Here is a 21,256-nt window from a genome sequence, read left to right on the forward strand (position 1 = left end):
ATGATCCAAACGGAATTCAAAGTGCAGTAAAGTATAGATTTCCAGAGGAAGCGGAACAAATACTTCCATTATTCAATTGGGAATTGGTTTCCGCCTTTCTTGAGTTTCTAGTCGAGAAGAATGAAGAAGGTGGATTCTTCTCCAAGAGAGACACTGAAGAGATACTAGATAGGCATGTACTCGAATCGATTTATCATATTTATTATATACGAAAAGAACTCGGAACATTAAAGAATCGTAAGGTAGGAGACGCTGGAACTGGACCAGGCATTCCTGGTTTCTTTTTCCGATGTTTAATCGACGACGAAATTCCAAATTTAGTTCTTTTGGATTCTCAGCGAAGAAAGCTTTCTCTTACCGAAAATTTCATATCCCAAAATCGAATATCTAATGTGGAAGTGAAGTATGAACGTGCCGAAGAGGGAAAAAGTGACTGGGATCTGGGTGTTTCTCGGGGTTTTATCCCTTATCCTTGGAGTGCAGAAGCTATTTGTAGATGGATCAAATTGAATGGGATTTATGTCCCATTTATTGGCAAAGACGAATTCAATAAGAAATACGAAGACAAGATACTTGGATCTAGCGGCTTTCAAGTGATGAAAACGATTCAATTGCACTCTTTAGAATTTTTAGGCATGAGACATATTAAATTCTTGAAAAAGGTCTCTTCGCCGAGACAAGGTATCCCTAGGTCCTGGAAGGTTCTTGGTAAGGAGAGTAAGGAATACCATGGGAAAGATCGTATCGATTAGTAATCAAAAGGGAGGGGTTGGCAAAACCACTACTTCTATAAATCTTGCGGCAAATCTAGCCGCGATCGGCAAGAAAGTGCTGATTCTGGATATCGATCCTCAGGGAAATTCTGGATCCGGTCTTGGTTTTGAAATTAATACTCTAGCAAATACTTCCTACGAATTGCTAATAGGAGAATCTTCCGCTTCTGAATGCATTCGTCATACCGAAGTTCCGAATTTGCATATTATACCTTCCAACATAAATCTTTCAGGAGCCGAGGCGGACCTTCTTGGCGAAGAAAATCGAGAATACAGACTGAAGGATGCGATTGGTGCTCTAAGGACCGAGTATGATTATATTCTAATCGATTGTCCTCCTTCCTTAGGAATATTAACTATTAATGCACTTTGCGCAGCCGATAGTGTGATGATCACGCTTCAGACTGAATACTTTGCTTTGGAAGGATTAACTCAGCTAATGAAAATCATTTCCTTGGTGCAAGAAAACCTGAATCCTTCTTTGGAGTTGGAAGGAGTTCTTCTGACAATGTTTGATAAGAGAACAAACCTAGCCCAACAAGTCGCAGAAGATGTGAAAGAATACTTTAAGGAAAAAGTATATACTACCGTAATTCCAAGAAACATTAAGTTATCCGAAGCTCCTTCCTTTGGGAAATCGATTTTGGCTTATGATCCAGATGGAGTCGGAGCCCAGAGCTATCGCAGCTTGGCTCTTGAAGTGGCGGAGAAAAATTAATCATGAGTGCAAAACCAAAGGCATTAGGTAGAGGTCTCGGAAACCTCATCCCGATTTCTGAAGAAAAATCTTTCAAGGAAGCCGGCGGTGACGGATCTCTAAAAGAAATCAAACTTTCAGAGATTCGCCCAAACCCAGACCAACCGAGAAGAACCTTTAACGAAGAATCTTTGAGAGAACTTGCGGAAACCATCAAGGTACATGGAGTCATCCAACCGATCGTAGTGAAAGAAACAAGTTCTGGATACGAAATCATTTCCGGTGAACGAAGGTATCGCGCGTGTAAGCTTGCAGGATTTATGAAAATTCCTGCTGTCGTAAAAAAAGCAAATGAGAACCAGGTGCTTGAAATGGCTCTGATCGAAAATATTCAGAGAGAAAATCTGAATCCGATCGAAGAGGCGATGGCCTACAAAACTCTTTGCGAGAAACTAGGATTAAAAGTTACTGATATTGCGGGTAGAGTCGGAAAAAACCGGGCCACAATCTCTAACTTAATTCGTTTGTTGCAGCTTCCTGATTCGGTGATCGACCTTTTGAAAAATGGAAGAATCTCGGAAGGACATGCTCGACCACTTTTGTCAATTGCTGATCGCAAAAAGACAGAGCAGCTTGCCTATCAGATTGCGGAGAAGGGATACACAGTTCGTCAGGTAGAAGAGATCGTTTCGAATCTTACAGAAGAGACAGTTGTCAAAGAGAAGAAGAAGAGTAAACGAAAAGACGTAGATATCGTAGAACTAGAAAACAAGTTTCGAAAAAAGTATTCGATGAAAGTCGATATCGCTCACAATGCTTCTTCCGGAAAAGGAAAACTGAGCATTGCTTATTCCAATTTACCATCTCTCCAAAAACTTTTGGACGCCCTAGGTATTTAGCAGTTTCATTCCTCGTAGAGAGGTGAGATTCCCGGGAGACTTGACTTACAGGTTTCTCGGGACTACTCTTTTGAAATGAAAAAAATTTACTTTGGATCCCTTTTCGGGATTCTTTTTTTATCCTGCGTAGTGGCCGGATCGCGCGAACATTTTGTGCGAGGAACTGGGCTGGGTAAAGCTGCTTTTGACCTAAACTGTCCTCAAGAACAATTACAAGTTACGGAACTCGGCGGAGGAGTTGGTGTAACAGGATGTGGGAAAAAGGCGAGTTACTTTTTTTCGCCGACCGCAGGGGCCTGGGTCTTAAATTCTACGGGCCGCTGAATCTTTATATTAATCTTAGTTCATTAGGTCGACTAACATACCGCGAATATCATCCATTCTTTTCATAAGATCAAATGTGGAATTCTCTGGATGGATGATAAAATCTGCAAGTGTTTGAATCTTATCGTCGATTACATTCACGATTTGAAAAATCTTGTCATTTCCACCGCGAACTCTAGACCGCAAAGTATCTACTGAAGAATTGCGCTCCATGACCTGCTTTAAGATTCCTTGCACGATCTTTTTATAGACCGCCAAATTCTCGTAAGATGGACTTTTTAGAAAATTGCGCTCTGCATCCGGAAGGTCCCGCAAAAGAGAATTCAAATCTCTAGTTCGTTCTTGGTTGTAAGGTAGAAGATTTTCTACTAGTTCAAAGAATTGGGACTTCGAATCAGGAATTTGCGCCTCAGGCACAGCAGAAGGAATCGGTGAGTAAAGACTTGCGGAGAAGGAAAGTCCGAATTCTCTTTTACGTCTCGGATCTCTTCTAGAATCTTGAGAATTTATTTTCAACGTGAAATCGGGTTAATCTTACAGTTGCCTTCGAATTGTACTCCTTCTTCCATCACAATCTTAGGGGTGATGATATCACCTTTCATTTTGCAACTTGCGAGGAGAGTCACTCGCTCAGTGGCAAAGATATTCCCATTTATCTCTCCACCTGCGATTACAACTCGGGCTCTGATATCCGTATCGACTATCCCGGATTTACCGATTAGGACTTTTCCGTCGGTTTTTATCGTGCCACGAAAAATTCCGTCGATTCTGAGTAGACCGGAAAGTTTAAATTCACCGTTGAATTCGGCGCCTTCCCCAATGATACTGTTGACTGCTAAATGCTCTTCGGTATGCGCCATCAGTCTTGGATCTGGTTTAAGAAGGCAAAAGGATTGATGGCTCTCGTTCCTACATGGATCTCATAGTGCAAAGAATACTGAGGGCTGTTTTCCGATTTTCCTACAAACCCGATCACTTCGCTTTTTGAGACTTGCTGGTTCTGCCTTACCTTGATTCGGTCAAGATTGGAATAGATTGTCTTCCATCCGAATTTATGACCTACTTTTACAAAGTATCCAGTATTGCGTGTGTATCCGATTTCATACACGGTCCCCGGAGCAGTTGCCACAACTTCAGAGCCGGCAAAGGAACCGATGTCTACTCCGTTGTTGTACTCGTGTCGAGCCGTAATCGGGTTCAGATATTCGCCATAAGGATAGAGAACATAGCCTCGAACAGGCCAGATCGAAGGAGTCTGGCGAATGACTCCTTTCCGTTTTTTTAATATACTAATGATTTCCTGAGTCAGATCGTTTGCGACCTTTAAGTTATGAACATCTTCTTTCAGTCGAAACACTTCTGCACCGGCAGGTAATTCTTGAGTATTCCCATTTTCTGCATTAGGAGAAAGCTTTTCAGCTCCGCCGATTCCTTTTGCTACTTTAGACGAGTCTCCGGTTAGTCTTTCATAGAGAGTTCCTACATGATCATGATAGTATTCCACATGCTCGTGTAGGCTATTGATCTCTTCCTTCATTTTCGCGGATTGTCTGATAAAATCTTGGTTGGATAAATTCAACTCGGTTAGTTGGTGGATTGAGCCGGAGTGGCTCAGAACATTGATCGAGCTAATTAAAAGTAGAACTAAAATTGTACCGATAAAGATTGTAATCGCACGATAGGAAATATGAAAGTTGATAGTTTTCTGTTCGGAGTGAGGAATGACCATGACTGTGAGTCGTTCCCTCCCCTTCTTGTTCAAGTTCGCTAATTTTAAGTCGAGCTTGAGTTTCAGGTCCTGATATTTGTAGCGGAGCCTGTAGTAAATTAATGCGAGATACGATTTTAGGTTCACTCGTTATGTCCCAAATCCAACGTGTTGCGCCCATTAGACGCATGCAGTAAGGATTTCTAAAAATTCTCTTTTCAGTCAATCCAATTCACGAAAACTGTTCCTGAAAACAGGCACCTTCCTCAATTAGAGCATGTATTCCATCATAGATACTCACTGTCACCTAGACATTATCGAAGAACAAGGACTTAGCGTAAAAGATAGTCTTGAAAATGCGAAGCTTTCCGGCATTAAGAAGATCGTCCAAATCGGAATCGACCTTGAGAGTTCGCTTAGAGCAAAGGGATTAGCTGAAAAGTATTCGGACAACGAATTGGAAATAAAATATTCTATCGGATGTCATCCGACAGAGACCGGAGAATTTCCAAAAAAAGACGAAATCTTAAAGCTTACAAAAGAAAATCTTAATGATCCCCGCTTATGCGCATTAGGTGAAATCGGTCTGGACTATTATCATGAGGCCTCGACGAAGCAAATTCAGGTAGAAATCCTACATTCTTTCCTCCAAGCTTCCGCAGAGTTCAAATTACCTGTCGTGATTCATTCTAGAGATGCTGGAGAAGACACTTACTCTATCTTAAAAGAACATCGAGACAATGCATTTGGTGTGATTCATTGTTTTACCTATGATTACACATTGGCAAAGAAGTTCGTAGATTTAGGATACTATATTTCATTTTCCGGGATACTTGCATTTAAGAATGCGACTGAAATCCAGGAAGCCGCCGAGAAGCTTCCTTTAGAAAGTATGCTCATTGAAACGGATGCGCCATTTTTAGCACCTCCACCTTTTCGAGGAAAAAGGAACGAGCCGTCTTACACAAAATATGTTTTAGAAAAAATGTTTTCTTTAAGAAAAGAAACGAATCTAGAAGTTGAGAAGAACTTGTTCTCAAATTCGGAAAAATTTATGAATCGCAAGGCTTACTTTCATGCTTGATACAAAATTTATAACAGAAAACACGGAAGAGTTAAAAAAAAATCTAGAGCTAAGAGGCTTTAAAGATCTCGGAATTTTAGATGAGTTAACTCGCATTATTCTAAGCAAAAAAGATCTGCAAAAAAAGGCTGAAGTTCTGAGGGAAGAGCGGAACAGAGCCAGCAAAGAAATTGGAAAGGTAAAACAAGCGGGCGGAGATATCGCGGTCGCATCAGCTTCTGTAAAAAGTATCGGAGACAAAATTAAGGAAATAGAAACCGAACTTGAATCCCAGGAAAAACTATTAAACGAAATCAATTTAGGACTTCCTAATCTTCTAGATGCGCAAGTGCCTATCGGCAAAACCGAGTTGGAGAATCAAGTTTTGTATGAGCATGGAGAACTTCGGCAGTTTTCTTTTGCTCCAAAACCGCATTACGAACTTGGTGAAAATCTGAAATGGATCGATTTTGAAAGAGGAGTAAAATTAGCGGGAGGAAGGGCTTACACTTACTTTGGGCAAGGAGCTAAGTTAGAAAGAGCTCTCGCAAATTTCATGTTAGACACGCATACACGCGAACACGGATATACCGAAGTTTGGGTCCCGATCATGGTAACCGATGAGTGCATGCAGACCACCGGACAGTATCCAAAATTTAAAGACGAATATTATCGTTTGGAAAGGGATGAACTGAATTTGATCCCAACCGCCGAAGTGCCTCTAACGAATTTATACAGAGATGAAATTTTGTCCGAAGAGCAACTACCGATTAGCGTGACTTCTCATACTTCTTGCTTTCGAAGGGAGGCGGGTTCATATGGAAAGGATACACGCGGTTTGGTAAGAGTGCACCAGTTTCAAAAGGTCGAACTCGTAAAGTTTTCCAAACCCGAAGATTCGGAAGCAGAACATAAGAAAATGCTTTCACACGCTGAAAATATTCTGAAAAAACTGGGGCTTCGGTTTCGCGTAGTTTTACTTTGTACTGGAGACATTTCTGCCGCGTCTTCTTTAACTTATGACTTGGAAGTTTGGATGCCCGGCCTGAATCGCTGGATGGAAATATCTTCCGTGTCGAACTTTAAAGATTATCAGGCACGCAGAGGAAAAATTCGCTACAAATCCAAAGAGGGCAAAAACCAACTAGTGCATACTCTGAATGGCTCCGGCTTAGCGATCGGACGAACTATAGCTGCAATCATGGAAAATTATCAGGACGAGAAAGGGAATATTCAAATCCCAGAAGCATTGAAGTCTTATTTCTAAGTTCAGTCAAAAAATATAGATTTTAGGAAAACTCCGCTCAGGTTTTCGTAAAATTTGCAGATAGTACCAGTATGAATTCGCAACGTTCTATAAACTGGGATCGCCTACACCGCGGTCACACTAGACTGATAGTGTTTCTTGTCCTGTTTCCATTCTCCTTACTGCTTTCTCAAGATACGACTCTGAGTGCTAGGACAGATAAAAAACCGGAACTTCGCGCTACCAAATTGCGAGGCGGCATCAACACTGATTTAAATGAATTCGGAATTCATTTATCAGCCGACGGAAATTCCATGTACTACTATTCAAAAAGAAGGAATTCCAACTATACGGATCTTTATAAGTCTAGTCGGCAAGGCCAAGAATGGACTCGAGGTGAAGAGCTCGACGAAATCAACTCGCAATTTGATGACCAAAGCCCGTTCGTGTTAGATTCTGAAGATAGAATTTTATTTTCTTCTAATAGAGATGGAAGTTTCGAATTCAAATTAGGATCCGGAAAAATCGGTGTTTCCAGAGACCTGTATCTTTCCAAAAAAACAGAGCAAGGGTGGTCGATATCGACTCGTTTACCTCTAACTATTAATACGCCTGAAATCGAAGAAAATCCTTACCTAGTCGGCAATCGTTTATATTTTACTCGCTATCCTTTCGGCAATGTAGGCGAATCAGATATTTTTGCTTCGGATTATGTTCAGGGAAATTGGGGGCGTGCATTTAGACTACCCGACCCAATTAATACTGACTATGTCGAGATTGCCGCTACGTTTAGCAAAGACGGAAAGTCTATTTACTTTTCTTCCAATCGTCCGGGTGGGTTTGGAGGATTAGATATTTATAAATCTATCATACAACCGAACGGTTCTTTTTCAAAACCGATCAATCTGGGCAAAGAAATCAATTCACCTGGTGATGAGGCCTTCTTTTTGGAAACGAATGAAGGAAAAGTGGGGTTCTTTTGTAGAAGAACCGAAAAAGGGACGGACTATGATATTTATGAAATCGGATTGGAGAACGATTGGGAAGAGCTAAGGAGCGGCAAAAAAATTTCCTTGGAAAGCATTCATTTTAAGACTGCATCTTACGAAATCGAAGCGGAGTCGCACTTAATACTCGATAGACTAGTTCAGTTTTTAAAAGAAAATACTCGTGCTAAATTAAAGATTACAGGGCACACAGACCTAAACGGAAATCCGGAAGACAATCTTGTTTTGAGCCGGCAAAGGGCAGAATCGGTAAAGAATTTTCTAACGTCGAAAGGAATCAGTTCACAAAGGATTCAGACCGACGGTAAAGGAATTCTGGAGCCAGTCGTTCCGGAAAAGAATCCGGAAACCGATTACAAAAATAGGAGAACTGAGTTTCAGTTAGTCGAGTAATTTTTCAATCCTTCTAGCAAAACGATGATTGCAAAAACTCCTTTCAAGGCATTCGTATGCCGATAACTTAGGTAACATGTCAAGACAGAGCGAATTCCTACGGGCCTTCTTTCTGTCGGGATTCTTTTTCCTTCAGCTTCCGTTGTTTGCCCAGAGCAAGTATCCGGACACTCGTTTGGACCAAATCATGGCCCGAAAGGAGTTAGTAGTCGGCGTAAACAAGGTTTACGATCCGTTTTATATCCAAGATCCTAAGGAAGGATTTCCTGGTTTTGATGTAGAGCTCGCAAAACTTTATGCGGATTATCTAGGGGTTTCCCTTAAACTAAAACCGTTAAAAACGTTTCGACAGTTTTCTGACGAAATTAGCTCCTCTGGAATCGATATGGCATTGGCCGGAATGTCTACCGAATTGAGTAGGGGAAAGACTGTCACTTTCTCGAATCCCTATCTTTTAACGACCACGGCAGGTCTCGTGAATAAGAGAAACCTACCTCCTGAGCCCGAAGGAAATATAGTCACTACAAGAACTTTTAAGTCGATTGCGGATTTATCTTTGATTAGCGGAGCCACATTTTCCGTGAGATCTAATACAACGAATCACAATTATTTATTAAAAAAATTTGATAAAACAAAAATCTATAGCTATTTGTCTGATTCGGTCGCGATCGACGCTTTAACGAATAATAATGTAATGTGCTATGTGGCCGACAGTTTATATATTTTGGCTTTGCTTCAAAAGAACCCTGGCTTAAAGGCGAGGTACTTACCTCTGGTGGCTCCTGTAATGGATGAATACATTAGTGCCGCTATGCCTCTGAATGATTTGATTTTCGTAGATAATTTTAATTTCTTTTTAAAGGAACTGAAGAGAACAGGAGTCATTGAGGAATTAAGAACCAAATATTTTTTAAATAACGAATGGGTGAAGTAGCCGATGAAGTCATACTCGATTTTCATTCGACTATCGATTGCCTCCTTCTTGATATTTATTCAAACGAGTACTGCATTCGCTCAGGAAATTGAGGAAAAAACGAAGCTAGACTTTCAAGGAAATTATCGGGTACGCGGTTTCAACCTGGGCAGAGACATTTACACTACGCGTCAGACTCCTGTCACACCTTACGACAGAAATACATTTCTCTCTCAGCAGAGCGCTGATGCGATCACACGTTACCAGAACGAGTACAATGCAAGAACCAAAGGACTGCCGAGTACAATAAGTCCGAACAGAGAGGACATCACGTATTTCGATACGAGGATGACCTTGAATATGAACTTTTCCACTTCCAAGTACTTCGAAGCTTTGGTGGGTGTTCAGGTGGGTGACGTAGTTTTTGGCGGTAGAGGAACTGGTCAAACTTCTAGTGTAGGACCCGGGCAAGGTGGAGAGGCTGGTTTTTCGTCCGCGGTCAATATGCAGACAAACTTTCTCTATTTGAATTTTAAACTTCCTGAAAATGCTTTTGTGGCTCGGGTTGGACTTCAGTTATTCAGTTCCGCTCAAGGAAGGGTTGTGTTTACCCCTGGTACAGGAGTGAACATCACGAAAGATTTTCGAAATTTGAATACAACTGTAGAGGGAGGTTGGTTTGTCGCAAAACAGAATAATTTAACCGACATGGACAAAAACACCTATGCTGATAGAAATTATCAGGGCACAAACATATACTTTTATCGAGTCAAAACAAGTTTCATTAATATTGCGAAGCACGAAATTTACAGCTATTTTTTGGATGATTCAAACAAGGAAGTTCAGGACAGAACCGGTTTATATGGAACTGTCTCAAGAGAAAGCGAAGTAGGCCAATTGTTTTGGCACGGCTTATTTAACGAATTCAATTTCTCTAATTTTAGTGTGATCGTGCATGGAATAGTGAATCATGGAAGAGTGCATTCTTTGAATCCGTATCGAGATGTCTACGGAAATGAAACATTCAGAAAATATGATACATACCATATAAAAGGCGGCTTTTTTGACCTTCAGTTGACGTATCGATATAGCGAAACGGCAACTTTCAACTTAATCGGACTAGGTTCGACAGGCAGACCGGGCTATGAGAAAGATGGAACCAAGTCCAATTTACACGGAAACGGGTATAGAACTTTACTTCCCGGGTTTGCGGTTTCGAACATCGCGAATGACTTTACGGGAGGTTATGCTCTTTTTTCTGCCCGAGATATGAGCGGAATTTACGAGTACGGTGCATATACAGATTTAGTTGTGGCGGGTCCGCTTGTCCTGACTTTGGGTTACTACAGATTGTACGGATCCAAATCTCCATTAACTGACAACAATCGATTCTTTAACGAAAGTAATGGCTATCACACATCGGCTTATTTCGGACAAGAATACAATTTGAATCTAAGATGGAACGCTTTTCGAGATATGCAGTTGTTATTAAGATCCGGGTACTTTATTTCCGGAGATGGCCTAAAAGCGTATCTTGATACTACTCAGGGTAAAATTTTGCGAGAGCTGTTTATCACAGCGGAGCATAGATTCTAAATTACAATTTTAATCTAGACTTAATCGCTCGTCCTAAGGTGTACTGATCTGCGAGTTCAATCGAACCACCTACAGTGATTCCGTAAGCGATCCTAGTTACATTTACTTCGAGGGATTTTAACTGCTGTAGAATGTAATCAGCGGTAGCATCGCCTTCTAAAGTTGGATTGGTCGCAAGAAGAACTTCCGTAATTTCTTCCGGCTTAATCCTTTGTATTAATTCTCTAATGCGCAAATCGTTGGGTCCGATTCCTTCTAATGGAGAAATGACGCCATTCAAAACATGATAGCGGCCCTTGTATTCCCCAGTGTTTTCGATAAAAAACACATCTTCCGGCTGTTCGACGACACAGAGAGTATGACCATCCCTTTTCGAAGAGAGGCAAAGGTCACAAATTTCTTCCTCCGAATAGGCACCGCATCGATCACAGAAGCGAATCTTATTCTTGGTTTCCGCTAAACTTTGCATGAAACCTTGAAAGACTGAAGGATCTTGTCTTAGTAAATGAAAACTAATTCTATAGGCACTTTTCTTTCCGATGCCAGGCAGAGAAGAAAGTGCATTTACCATCCCTTCGATTAAATGTTCAGCCAAGGTTACCGCCAAATAACTTCGATATTTCTGAAAAGTCGATCCCGCCAGTTACTGTCTTCAGTTCGTATTCGGTAGCTTCTTTCGCTTTTCTTAAAGCATCGTTTGTCGCAGAGATAATTAGATCTTCCATCATTTTATTGTCATCAGATTCGAACAATTGACGATTGATTTTTACATCAGTAATTAAACCGTCACCAGTGCAGCTAACTTGCACCATGCCAGCCCCGGCGTCTCCGGTCACTCTTAAGCTAGAAATCCGTTTTTTAATCTCTTCCATTTTTCCGCGCATATCGCCCATACGTGCTAGCATTTCGGAAGCATTCTTAATATTTTCAAACATATCCGAATCCTCACTTTTCTAGTTTCGGAACTTTAGCCGGGTCTATATCGGTGCCTAAAAATTGGTTCTTGAAGTTCGTTTCCCACTCTGTGTCCGTCTTGGACGCGCCTTCCGCCAATTTTTCCAATGAAGAAACGGTGGATTCCTCCGCATCAGGACTACCAATCTTATTATTAGACTTTTTTAAATCCAGATTCTCCGTTTCATTTAGGCTAGGTTGTGGTAACTTGGGCTCGACTTTGTTATCGCTTGGAAGTCTAACTTCTTTGCCGCTAAAGCTTCTGGAGCCTGAAGCGACAAAGGATGCAGATATAGGAGATTCGGGTTCTTGAATCGTAAGTATCAGGTGATTAATTCTATCCACGAGTCCCGACAAGCTGGGTCTGCTGAGTTCTTCAATGAGCTTCTTGATCTGGATCTCTATAAAAATTTTGATTTCGAAAGAATTACGTAATCTTAATGTCTTGATTCTTTCATATAGATCGAATAAACGAAAAGACAGATGGTTCAATGCGATCGGATCGGTTGTCTCGAAGTCCTTTCTCATTCGAATTAGATCTTCTCTCGGATAATTTACAGACTCTGAATCCGCAATTGACTGTTTTAGCAAACATAGAGTGTGAGTGAATTCTATGCTGTCCCACAAAAACTTGTAGATATCCTGTCCTTCTTGGTAGAGATTTTCTATGATTTCAAGGGCTCTTGAATGGGTCTCCGGATTGACTAAACTTTTCACAAAGTTAGCTAAAATGTCAATACCGTGGTATCCGATCATTTTCCGAATCTCGGTCCCGATGATACGATTATTCGAAAAAACTAATGCTTGCTCCATAAAGGAAAGCATATCTCGTACCGATCCATCTCCTTTTTTTGCCACCCAAAATAATCCTTCGGAATCATATTGAGTTTTTTCTTCTTTGCAGAGACTTTCAGCGTAATCTTGAAGTACTGCGAGCGGGACTTTCTTAAAAATAAAATCTTGGCAACGTGATAAGATAGTTTCTGGAATCTTGTGATATTCCGTGGTGGCGAGCAAGAAAACAACATGAGACGGAGGTTCTTCTAACGTTTTAAGTAACGCATTGAAGGACTGGTCGGTTAGCATATGAACTTCGTCTATTATATAAACTTTATATTTACCTCCCATAGGGGTAAATTTTACGTTATCCCGAAGTTCGCGGACGTTCTCAATCCCTCGATTGCTCGCAGCGTCTATCTCAAGAACGTCTCCGGAGATTCCCTTCGTAATTTCCAAACAGGAATCGCATTTATTACATGGTTCGCTCTCTACCGGATTTTTGCAGTTCAATCGTTTTGCAAAAATTCTAGCGATTGTTGTTTTTCCTACTCCTCGAGGGCCAAAAAAAATGTAGGCGTGTCCTATCTTGCCGGTCTTGATCGCGTTCGAAATGGCACCGATTGCAAGGTCTTGGTGGATTACATCTTGGAAGCGTTGGGGTCTATACTTTCTGGATAGTACTTCGTGCGAACCAGCCATAATAAGCCATTGTACCAAATACTTCCCTTGTAGAAACAAGGAAAAAGCGGAAATCCTCTCAGATTTCTGGCTCTTTCTTTCGTTTATCCTTAAAAAAGGATTGGAACGCTTCTTTAGTTTCCGGCGTATGTACTAGCAATAGTTCGGGAAAAAAATTTCGACTGTAAATGGTTTCTAGGCTGAGGGAAGAGATGCCTTCTCCCTGTTTTGCTGCCAAAAGATACGCAACTTTTGGAATTCTTGAGAGCAAAATGGAGCCGGAGCACATTAAACAAGGTTCAAGTGTGGTAAGCAAAAGGCAATCGTGTAAGTAGCGGCTCTTCAGTAGTTCCTTCGCTTTAGCTAACGCAAGCACCTCGCTGTGCTGCGAAGAATCATCTGAAAGTTCTACCAAATTAGAAGTTTCACAAATTAGATTTTCCTTGTAATATATTCTGGTGAAACTTGGGATTTCTTCCGCGTATTCCGAACGTAGTGAATGGAAGCGATGCAAGAAGTCTGGTAAATGAGGTAGAATTTCAGTCAGTTCCATTGATTTAGATCGATGCGTATTCTGAAGTGAAATTCTACTTGCTAACGAATGTAGTAAATGGTTTTTTCAAGCGCATGATTCTTTCAGCAAAGTTGCTTAGGCCGGTTGGAACCGCATCAAAATTAAACTCATTACTAGTGAGACTCAATTCTCCAACGGGTGCTATGAATCCACAAAGAATGCCTTTGGTCCTGGGTTTGGCACTTGACAGAAGCTGGTCCATGAAGGGCGAAAAGCTAGAATCAGTTATACAAGCTTCTTCTTCGCTGGTCAATTGGTTAACCCGAAGGGACTACTTGACTGTGGTTGCCTACGCAGAAGATATGCAGGTGATTCAGCCTCTTGTTCCGCTCGCTGAAAAAAATTCCGTTATCCACCGTTTGGGATCGATACAAGTAGGAACTTCTACAAATTTAAGTGGAGGATGGTTGCATGTGCTCAGGACTTTAGAACTGTTTCCTGAATCCGAAGTCTATAAACGTGCAATTTTACTTACCGATGGAAATCCTACTTTGGGAATTAAGGACCCGGTCCAATTAATCAATATTGCGGCAAACGCATATAAGAAAGGAATATCTACTACTGTCATCGGATTCGGTGAAGATTTTAACGAAATACTATTGAAGGAAATTGCGGAGGCAGGAGGAGGAAACTTCTACTTTATAGAAAGCCCGGAAGCGACCGGGGATATCTTCTTTAAAGAGTTCGGTGATATCGGAGCTTTGTATGCGCAGTCCATAGAAGTTCGAGTCGATCTACCAAAAGGAATCGATCTTGTAGATTTGATCTCCGAAGTTTCCTCTTATACAGAACCTGATCCGGACCGCCCTGGAAAAATTAAATCTTTGGTTATGCAGATCGGAGATATGCGCGCGGATGACGTAAAAAGTATAGTTTTGCAAATCCGTGCGGAGAACGATTTCAAACCGGAGTCTCTGAGAATCTCTTCCTCCTTTTATGATATTACCGATGGCATGAAGCTAGAGCAGTTAGAAAATAGATTGTATCTAGATTGGAATGACGTGAGCGCAAAAGAAGACGCGGATGTGCTCGTAGAAACATTGATCGCTAGAGCGGGAAGAGGTTTAAAAAAAGCAGGCTTCCTTTTGAAGGAAGGTTACAGCGAAGAAGCAGTTGTTTTGTTAAACGACTTGTTAAAAGACATTAACGATAAAGAAGAATTGGCACCGGACATTCTCCAGACTCTCGGATTCAGGATCGCAGCTCTTAAAACTAGAATTCTAGAAAATTCTCCGACAGCCTCGAAACATTTGGTGGCATCAGCATCGGATTTACGCGCGGGTAGATATGAATCTATACCGGACGAAGGTGTAGAATATCATGATAAAATTCATGCGTATCGCACGAATGGGGATATTGACCTTTACAAGTGTCCTGAAGTAAAGAATGCCATTATAGATAAGATGAGAGAAGGATTTCGCTACATTATTTTTAATTTATCTAACTCTTCTTACATAGACTCATCAGCGATCGGAATGCTGATCCAAATCGCTGGTTGGTTAAGGAAAAGAGGTGGAGAGTTGGTCGTCTGTAACTTAAAGGATTCCGTTCGAAAGGTATTTTCGATCACTCGATTAGAATCTCATATTCGTTCGGCCGAGACCGAAGACGACGCTACAACTCTTTTGAATCAGTGGATACGAGAAAAGCAGATTTAGCCTAACAAATTTTCGGCGGCTAGTATCGCTTCTTTCACTTCTCCATATAACCCGACCGGGATGGCGATACCCTTTTGTGTTGGTTTATATTCACCTTCGCTATCCGTATACCAAACTCTGAGATTCAGGTATTTGTTTCCCTTGAATTCTGAAATTTCTACGCGAATAATCTCGCCTTTGCCTTTGTCGATATCTCTGATTACACTCATTCCAGATCCTCCTGAAAATTGTCGATCCGAGACTATTCCTACCCGGTTCTGCTTTCTACTCGTTTTCAAATAAGAAAGGGCTTCCGAAGAAACCCTTTTCATTCTTTTTTAGAATTGAATCTTGAAAATCAGTAGGTTTCTACGAAAAGCTGATGCGCTCCTTCAAGATGGTGCTTATAGTCTTCGTAAGATCCAGTATCTCCGGCAATCTTTTGGATTTCTTCGATAACGCCTTTTTCCATTCCTTTTGGTCCGCCGCAAATATAGAAGCGACCGCCAGAAGATAAAATCTTCTTCACTTCGTTCTCAAGCATGCGCACTCGATGGGAAATGTACATCCTACCACTGTCGAAAGGATTTTTCTCTTCTCTAGAAACCGCAGTTACCAATTTAAAATTCTTATATTTGGATTCTAGACCTTTTAAGTAATCCATCATCACTAACTCGTCTGAATAAGGAGCACCATACACCAATATGATGTTTCCAGTAAAATTGATAAGCTTGTGTTCGAGTAATTCTTCACTCATTCCAATGAATGGTGCGATCCCTGTTCCGGTTGCAAGGAACATGATATCTCCGGAAAAATCAGTTGTAGGAAGTAGGAATTTTTTTCCGGAAGGGCCAGTCATAATAACTTCGTCGCCTTCTTTCAGATCGCAAACGTAGTTGGAGCAAACTCCCTTAAACTTTGGATCCCCCTCTTCATCATAAACGTTATCACGTTTGATGATGAATTCGATCGTATCTTCTTTCATGCCGAATGAATAACTCGGGGAAGAAATTGAATACAGACGAACTGTGTAGGCAGCGTCAGCTAATCCCTTTGCTTTTTTCTCAGGATCTTCTCCTGGCGGGATAATTCCGGCAGATTGGCCGATTACATACGGATATTGTTTGTGATCGATTGCGACAACGATTCTGTGAATTTGCGAATCGCCTTCTTTCTTCGGTCTTTTTCCAGAACCTGCAGTAGGGGTTAATAGAGTATTGCTAACCACCTTTGCCTTGTAAGGGTTTGATTTTTTGAAAATATTAATCTGCGGTTCTCTTACGGGCTTCATAAGTGTTAAGGATTCCTGGTTTTCCATAGCTAAACTGCTTACAGGATTTTTTTGAGCGGGTTTTCGTCAAACTGGATATTTACTTTGGAAATCCGGATGAGCTTTCCAACTACTCTTCCACTGACAAACTAGTGCTTATTTTGAATCGGAATTCGAAATGAATCTTCGCGTTTATTAAGAAAGTCGAAAGATTATGTCGGATACGTGCCCTTTGAACCGGGCGGCACAATCGAGCTAGGAGATCCTACAAAATCCGGCTAAATCCATTCACCGAACGCGATTCGCTATGCGCATCAAAATTCCTGCAAGTTTTCGGATGGAAACATATTCAAAGGTGGCTCAATCTGGTCCTGATATTTCAAAAGGAAGTCCAATGACTGCTTATTCATTGCATGATCTCAATTCCAAAATTCCAGGCTCTAAAATCGCCAACTGTTCCGATCCAAAAGCCGTAAAATTTGGGAAAGTATCTCCCGTGATCCCTGGAGCAACAGGGACCATTAGTTTTTTATCAAATAAGAAAATACTAAACGAAGCAAAGAAAACAGCCTCAAGTGCTGTGCTAACCACCGAGGAGTTTGCAAAAGAGTTGGAAGTTCCTTGCTTGATTGTAGAAAAACCAGATCTGGTTCTTGCTCAGGTACTAAATCTAATTTATCCTCCTCACCAATATGAATCGAAAACGGAGCCTTCCGCTTTTGTGCATCCTAAGGCTAGAATAGGAAAGAACTGTTATATCGGACATCAAACTTCTGTAGAAGAGGATGCTGAGATCGGAGACAATACTGTATTAGAAGCAGGTGTCAGGATTGGAAGAGGAGCAAAGATAGGAGAAGGATCTTTTGTCGGACCAAACTGCGTAATCCAACACGGAGTAATCATCGGAAAGCGATTCATTTCTGCCGGGAACAGTTCCATTGGCGGAGACGGTTATCGATTTGTTTATGCGAACGGAAAACATAACAAAATTCCACAAGTGGGAACAGTACGAATTGGTGATGATGTAGAAATAGGATCCAATACTTGCATCGACCGTGGGGGGTTAGAAGACACTGTTATCGGAGACGGATGCAAGTTTGATAATTTAGTCCATATCGGTCACAACTGTGTATTAGGAAAAAATGTTTTAATCGCGGGCTGGACCGGCCTGGCTGGGTCAACAGTCGTAGAAGATAACGTTACCATAGGTGGAGGTTGTGGGATTGCGGATCATATCCGAATTCCTTCCGGATCGATTATTGGTGGCGGAACTTCTGTTAGAAACACACCTGAAAAAGCGGACATTTATGTAGGCTGGGATTACGGTTTAACCTTCCCGGAATTCCAGAAGCTCAGGGTAAACATAAGAAATGTTGTCAACTTCCAAAAATGGGCAAGGCGTATCAAGGAAGTCGAAAAGAGGCTCGGCATAGAATCAAAAGACTGAGATTCGTTATAGCCAAAAAGAATGTCTTTTTGGCGTTAAGCTTTCATTCTATTAAAAAGAACATTAGAACACAGTATTATAAGAGCTTGACAGATCTGTAATATACGTTCACTTTTCCATCTATTCTTTCAGGAGGCAGACAGTGAATACCGGACAGATTGACGAGAAACCGGAAAGCATACCGGATTCTTCCCGATCAGGCCGGATCTTTCCCGATTCACAAAAAATGGGAAGGTTGTTGGATAAGTTTGCTACCGCGCTGACGACACAAAATACAAACAAAATCGTGGTGTTAAGCGAACACAGAAATTCTACTTTAGATTAAAGTTCTATTCGTAGAATTCTAAAGTTTAATCCCTCGAAGTACCGAGGGTATTCTGACCTGAAACGGATTTCACTTTTCCAAAAGGCCTGCTCTTAGGGCCTTCTTGTCGAATTTGCCTACGCTGGTTTTAGGAATCGTGGATACAAAATGTATATCTTCGATCTTGGGAAGTTGCCAGTGCGCAAAATGACTTTTCAACCCATCAATAATTTTCTTTGGATCTATGGTTTTCCCTTCTACAGGCACTACGAAAATCACTGGGGCTTCCTCGCGAACTGGATCGACTCTTCCAACAACAGTAGCTTCTAATACTTCCGGGTCGGACATGACTATATTTTCCATATCTACGCTGGAGATCCATTCACCGCGCGTTTTGATTAGATCTTTCTTTCGATCAGTAATCTGCATGTAATTGTACTCATCGATGACTACTACATCTCCAGTTTTAAACCAACCATCGGGGGTAAAAGATTCTTTGGACACACCGCCTCGATACGATCCGGTCACCCACGGTCCGCGTACCAAAAGTTCTCCCGGCGATTTTCCATCTTTCGGAACTTCATGCCCATCATCTCCTACTGCCTTCAGCTCCAAGCACGGTGCGATTACTCCTTGTTTGGATCGGTAAACGTATTTTTCCTCCTCCTGCCATTCTTCCATAAATCCACGAAGTCTCGAAACTGTCCCTACTGGAGAAGTTTCTGTCATTCCCCAAGCATGTAAAATTGAGATTCCGAATTCCTTTTCAAAACCTTCGATCAAGGATCTTGGTGCAGCGGATCCGCCTATAATCATAGTATGAATCTTTAATTTATGTTTTGATTTCCTTAGATACTGATAGAGCACATTCCAAACTGTCGGAACTCCAGCGGTGATCGTGACCCCTTCTGACTCAAGTAATTCGGCAAGATTGGCTCCCAATAAATGCTTTCCTGGGAAAACCAGCTTGCAACCTACCATGACCGCTCCGAAAGGAATTCCCCAGGCATTTGCATGGAACATGGGGACTACCGGTAAAACAGATTCACTTTCCTTTATGCCTAGCACATCCCCCATACAAATTGCCATTGAGTGCAAAAAAGTGGATCGGTGGGAATATACTACCCCCTTGGGATTTCCGGTCGTGCCTGAAGTATAGCAAATACCGGCTGCTTCTGTCTCGGCGATTGGATCAAAAGATTCTATTTCAGATCCGGTTTCCAGAAACTCTGAATATGATATAGAATTCGGTAAATTGGCAGGAGTTCCTTCCTCTTTATCTTCGATGATTATGAAACGTTCAACGTTCTGTATTTTATCCAGATTCTTTGCTAGGATTCCACTTAAGGACTTGTCTACAAAGATGATTTTGTCCTTTGCATCGTTTATGATATAAGTCAGCTGATCAGGAAACAAACGAATATTAATCGTATGTAAAATGGCTCTAATGCAAGGAATCGCAAAATATAGCTCCAAGTGAATCGAATGATTTAAACAGAAAGTAGCTATTGTATCCCCAGGCTTTACTCCCGCTTTTTTGAGAGCCTCCATCAGTCTTAGAGTTCGCTTGTAAAAATCCAAATATGTATATCTGTGAATCGAATTGTCACACCATTTAGAAACGATTTCCTTATGCGGGTGAACAGACTTGGCCCTCTTTAAAATGGAAGGTAAATTCAAAGGATAGTCCATCATGGTGGATTGCATAAAATTCCCCGGTAAATATTATTACTATGTTAGGCGGTTCACTTTTATGACTTTGAAAACGGGACTGTCAAGGAGAATCGGTTGGAAGGTTTTCGCGAATATTCGGATACATTCATATGAAATACCTCAATTATAGGAAGATTTTTTTCATTCTGGTTTTAGCAACGTTCGTTTGCATAGGCGGATTGGTCGCAATTTTCCTTTTCCCAGGAGAACGATTATCTCTTGCGTTCACTATTTTTTCCGGCATCGGGAAATCATCTTTGCAGTATCGGATCGATGCGCTGGAAGTAAAAGCTATCAAGCGTCAGGAGTTCACGCCTGGAGATAAAGATTTTCTGAAGAATTTCTACTCTACCCTGGCTACTGGTGCAAAGTTGACCTTCGTTGCACGACAGACCGGGCGGCTCATGGAACATTATTTGGCTGCAACCGGTGCCGATTTTATCCTGGAACCGGAAATATTTACGGAAAACGAAAAAGTCCAAGGAAAAATAAAACAAATTCGCACGCACCTGCGAAGTTCCGTCTGCTCTTCTCGACAAATCACTTCCGAAACTTTTTATATGCCGGATTCAAGTAATATAGATTCTATTTTCGGTTTGTATTACGGTAAAATCAGTTTAACGACTTTAGAAACAAATCAAAGTAATTGTAAAGTCAAATGGAGAGCCGAGGTTCCCTGGTATTGGCCATCTTACGACTCCTTAAAAAAGAAGTACGGCGACTATCACGCGGAAAGTTTTCCCTTACCAAATCTCGCTAGCATTATTTTCGGTTCCTCTCCCCTGTATGTCGACAACGGATTGGGCGGATATCTTGTTCAATTAGATATCGCGAAACCATTTGTCGCATTTTCCGAATGGGAAGAAATCATTGTTCGATAGGCAGGACGAATACTTTTCCGCCTTCGAGTCCTTGTTATGTAGATTAAGTTTGATGCTGCCGAAGAAGGGACTCGCCTCTCCGCGGTTTGCCATCGTAGCAAACCTGGCTCCGAGGCGTCTCGAACTTGCCTCGACTCCTCGTGAGTCTCGGTCGCTCTTGCTACGCTCCCTATGGGTCGCTGCAAGAGCTCTCAAGTTCTCGCTTCGAGTCCTTGGTCTGTAGATTAAGTTTGATGCTGCCGAAGAAGGGACTCGAACCCCCACGGTGTTACCCGCTGGTACCTGAAACCAGTGCGTCTACCAATTCCGCCACTTCGGCTTGTAAGGATAATTTTCGCGAGATCTGTTCAGCGTCAGCTTATTTTTGGAATTCATTGACACGATAATGTAGCAGAAAGT

General features: G+C 41.5%; 21 protein-coding genes and 1 tRNA gene. 11 read left to right on the forward strand and 11 right to left on the reverse strand.

The features are described 5' to 3' along the window. Window positions 1–14 precede the first annotated feature (14 nt). From CH373_RS00730 to CH373_RS00740, 3 genes are read left to right on the forward strand one after another with little or no spacing between them, the layout of a single operon-like run. Entirely contained in the window at window positions 15–752 is a 738-nt protein-coding gene (locus tag CH373_RS00730; RefSeq protein ID WP_207761428.1) for an RsmG family class I SAM-dependent methyltransferase, read from the forward strand. Then, on the forward strand, window positions 730–1,491 hold the full coding sequence (locus tag CH373_RS00735; protein ID WP_100712024.1) for a ParA family protein: 762 nt from the start codon (window positions 730–732) through the stop codon (window positions 1,489–1,491). The genes CH373_RS00730 and CH373_RS00735 overlap by 23 nt, the downstream gene beginning before the upstream one ends. 2 nt (window positions 1,492–1,493) lie before the next feature. Beyond that, window positions 1,494–2,369, forward strand: a complete 876-nt coding sequence (locus CH373_RS00740) for a ParB/RepB/Spo0J family partition protein (RefSeq protein ID WP_100712025.1) — start codon at window positions 1,494–1,496, stop codon at window positions 2,367–2,369. A gap of 339 nt (window positions 2,370–2,708) precedes the next feature. On the opposite strand, the gene CH373_RS00750 is transcribed toward CH373_RS00740, so the two are convergent. Genes CH373_RS00750 through CH373_RS00760 form a run of 3 tightly spaced genes read right to left on the reverse strand, consistent with a single transcriptional unit; the run spans window position 2,709 to window position 4,548 of the window. Beyond that, window positions 2,709–3,209 carry a YaaR family protein gene (locus CH373_RS00750; RefSeq protein ID WP_100712027.1) on the reverse strand — a complete coding sequence of 167 codons (501 nt, stop codon included), beginning with the start codon at window positions 3,207–3,209 and terminating at the stop codon, window positions 2,709–2,711. Next, window positions 3,206–3,553 carry a bactofilin family protein gene (locus tag CH373_RS00755; protein WP_100712028.1) on the reverse strand — a complete coding sequence of 116 codons (348 nt, stop codon included), beginning with the start codon at window positions 3,551–3,553 and terminating at the stop codon, window positions 3,206–3,208. Before CH373_RS00755 ends, CH373_RS00750 begins: the two co-directional genes overlap by 4 nt. Continuing rightward, the gene (locus CH373_RS00760) at window positions 3,553–4,548 is read right to left on the reverse strand and encodes a M23 family metallopeptidase (RefSeq protein ID WP_100712029.1); all 996 of its coding nucleotides are present in this window, start codon (window positions 4,546–4,548) and stop codon (window positions 3,553–3,555) included. The genes CH373_RS00755 and CH373_RS00760 overlap by 1 nt, the downstream gene beginning before the upstream one ends. A 130-nt stretch (window positions 4,549–4,678) precedes the next feature. Between CH373_RS00760 and CH373_RS00765 the strand changes: the two genes are divergently transcribed. From CH373_RS00765 to CH373_RS00785, 5 genes are all read left to right on the forward strand, one after another. Next, window positions 4,679–5,485: a TatD family hydrolase gene (locus tag CH373_RS00765; RefSeq protein WP_100712030.1), complete on the forward strand. Its 807-nt coding sequence runs from the start codon at window positions 4,679–4,681 to the stop codon at window positions 5,483–5,485. Continuing rightward, window positions 5,478–6,731, forward strand: coding sequence for a serine--tRNA ligase (gene serS / locus CH373_RS00770; RefSeq protein WP_100712031.1), 1,254 nt, complete (start codon window positions 5,478–5,480; stop codon window positions 6,729–6,731). The genes CH373_RS00765 and serS overlap by 8 nt, the downstream gene beginning before the upstream one ends. Before the next feature lie 71 nt (window positions 6,732–6,802). Then, window positions 6,803–8,110 carry an OmpA family protein gene (locus CH373_RS00775; RefSeq protein ID WP_100712032.1) on the forward strand — a complete coding sequence of 436 codons (1,308 nt, stop codon included), beginning with the start codon at window positions 6,803–6,805 and terminating at the stop codon, window positions 8,108–8,110. A 76-nt stretch (window positions 8,111–8,186) separates the two neighbouring features. Then, a complete protein-coding gene (locus CH373_RS00780; RefSeq protein WP_100712033.1) occupies window positions 8,187–9,044 on the forward strand; it encodes a substrate-binding periplasmic protein in 858 nt (285 codons plus the stop codon). 3 nt (window positions 9,045–9,047) lie between these two features. After that, window positions 9,048–10,619 carry a hypothetical protein gene (locus CH373_RS00785; protein ID WP_165778751.1) on the forward strand — a complete coding sequence of 524 codons (1,572 nt, stop codon included), beginning with the start codon at window positions 9,048–9,050 and terminating at the stop codon, window positions 10,617–10,619. A 1-nt stretch (window position 10,620) separates the two neighbouring features. Here CH373_RS00785 and recR read toward each other — a convergent pair whose 3' ends face one another. From recR to CH373_RS00805, 4 genes are read right to left on the reverse strand one after another with little or no spacing between them, the layout of a single operon-like run. Then, the gene (gene recR, locus CH373_RS00790) at window positions 10,621–11,226 is read right to left on the reverse strand and encodes a recombination mediator RecR (protein ID WP_207761416.1); all 606 of its coding nucleotides are present in this window, start codon (window positions 11,224–11,226) and stop codon (window positions 10,621–10,623) included. Beyond that, window positions 11,207–11,554 (reverse strand): YbaB/EbfC family nucleoid-associated protein, encoded by a 348-nt coding sequence (locus CH373_RS00795; protein ID WP_100712035.1) that lies wholly within the window; start codon window positions 11,552–11,554, stop codon window positions 11,207–11,209. The genes recR and CH373_RS00795 overlap by 20 nt, the downstream gene beginning before the upstream one ends. A 10-nt stretch (window positions 11,555–11,564) precedes the next feature. Then, the gene (gene dnaX / locus CH373_RS00800; protein WP_100712036.1) at window positions 11,565–13,052 is read right to left on the reverse strand and encodes a DNA polymerase III subunit gamma/tau; all 1,488 of its coding nucleotides are present in this window, start codon (window positions 13,050–13,052) and stop codon (window positions 11,565–11,567) included. A gap of 58 nt (window positions 13,053–13,110) precedes the next feature. Next, entirely contained in the window at window positions 13,111–13,584 is a 474-nt protein-coding gene (locus CH373_RS00805) for a nucleoside deaminase (protein ID WP_100712037.1), read from the reverse strand. 74 nt (window positions 13,585–13,658) lie between these two features. Between CH373_RS00805 and CH373_RS00810 the strand changes: the two genes are divergently transcribed. Beyond that, window positions 13,659–15,263, forward strand: coding sequence for an anti-sigma factor antagonist (locus CH373_RS00810; RefSeq protein ID WP_100712038.1), 1,605 nt, complete (start codon window positions 13,659–13,661; stop codon window positions 15,261–15,263). Here CH373_RS00810 and CH373_RS00815 read toward each other — a convergent pair. Beyond that, complete coding sequence (locus CH373_RS00815) at window positions 15,260–15,472, reverse strand: transcriptional coactivator p15/PC4 family protein (RefSeq protein ID WP_100712541.1); 213 nt, start codon at window positions 15,470–15,472, stop codon at window positions 15,260–15,262. The two genes, CH373_RS00810 and CH373_RS00815, sit on opposite strands and share 4 nt — an antisense overlap. Window positions 15,473–15,600: 128 nt before the next feature. Next, a complete protein-coding gene (locus CH373_RS00820; protein ID WP_100712542.1) occupies window positions 15,601–16,533 on the reverse strand; it encodes a ferredoxin reductase domain-containing protein in 933 nt (310 codons plus the stop codon). Between the two features lie 373 nt (window positions 16,534–16,906). Here CH373_RS00820 and lpxD point away from each other — a divergent pair, with 373 nt between their 5' ends. Further along, window positions 16,907–17,959, forward strand: coding sequence for a UDP-3-O-(3-hydroxymyristoyl)glucosamine N-acyltransferase (gene lpxD, locus CH373_RS00825; protein ID WP_100712543.1), 1,053 nt, complete (start codon window positions 16,907–16,909; stop codon window positions 17,957–17,959). Between the two features lie 394 nt (window positions 17,960–18,353). Here lpxD and CH373_RS00835 read toward each other — a convergent pair whose 3' ends face one another. Next, complete coding sequence (locus CH373_RS00835) at window positions 18,354–19,970, reverse strand: long-chain fatty acid--CoA ligase (protein ID WP_100712040.1); 1,617 nt, start codon at window positions 19,968–19,970, stop codon at window positions 18,354–18,356. Window positions 19,971–20,086: 116 nt separating this feature from the next. Here CH373_RS00835 and CH373_RS00840 point away from each other — a divergent pair, with 116 nt between their 5' ends. Next, window positions 20,087–20,857: a hypothetical protein gene (locus CH373_RS00840; protein WP_100712041.1), complete on the forward strand. Its 771-nt coding sequence runs from the start codon at window positions 20,087–20,089 to the stop codon at window positions 20,855–20,857. Between the two features lie 237 nt (window positions 20,858–21,094). On the opposite strand, the gene CH373_RS00845 is transcribed toward CH373_RS00840, so the two are convergent. After that, window positions 21,095–21,176, reverse strand: a tRNA-Leu gene (locus CH373_RS00845). Between the last annotated feature and the right edge of the window lie 80 nt (window positions 21,177–21,256).

Origin of the sequence: Leptospira perolatii (assembly GCF_002811875.1) — a bacterium.
GTDB classification, from domain to species: Bacteria; Spirochaetota; Leptospiria; order Leptospirales; family Leptospiraceae; genus Leptospira_B; species Leptospira_B perolatii.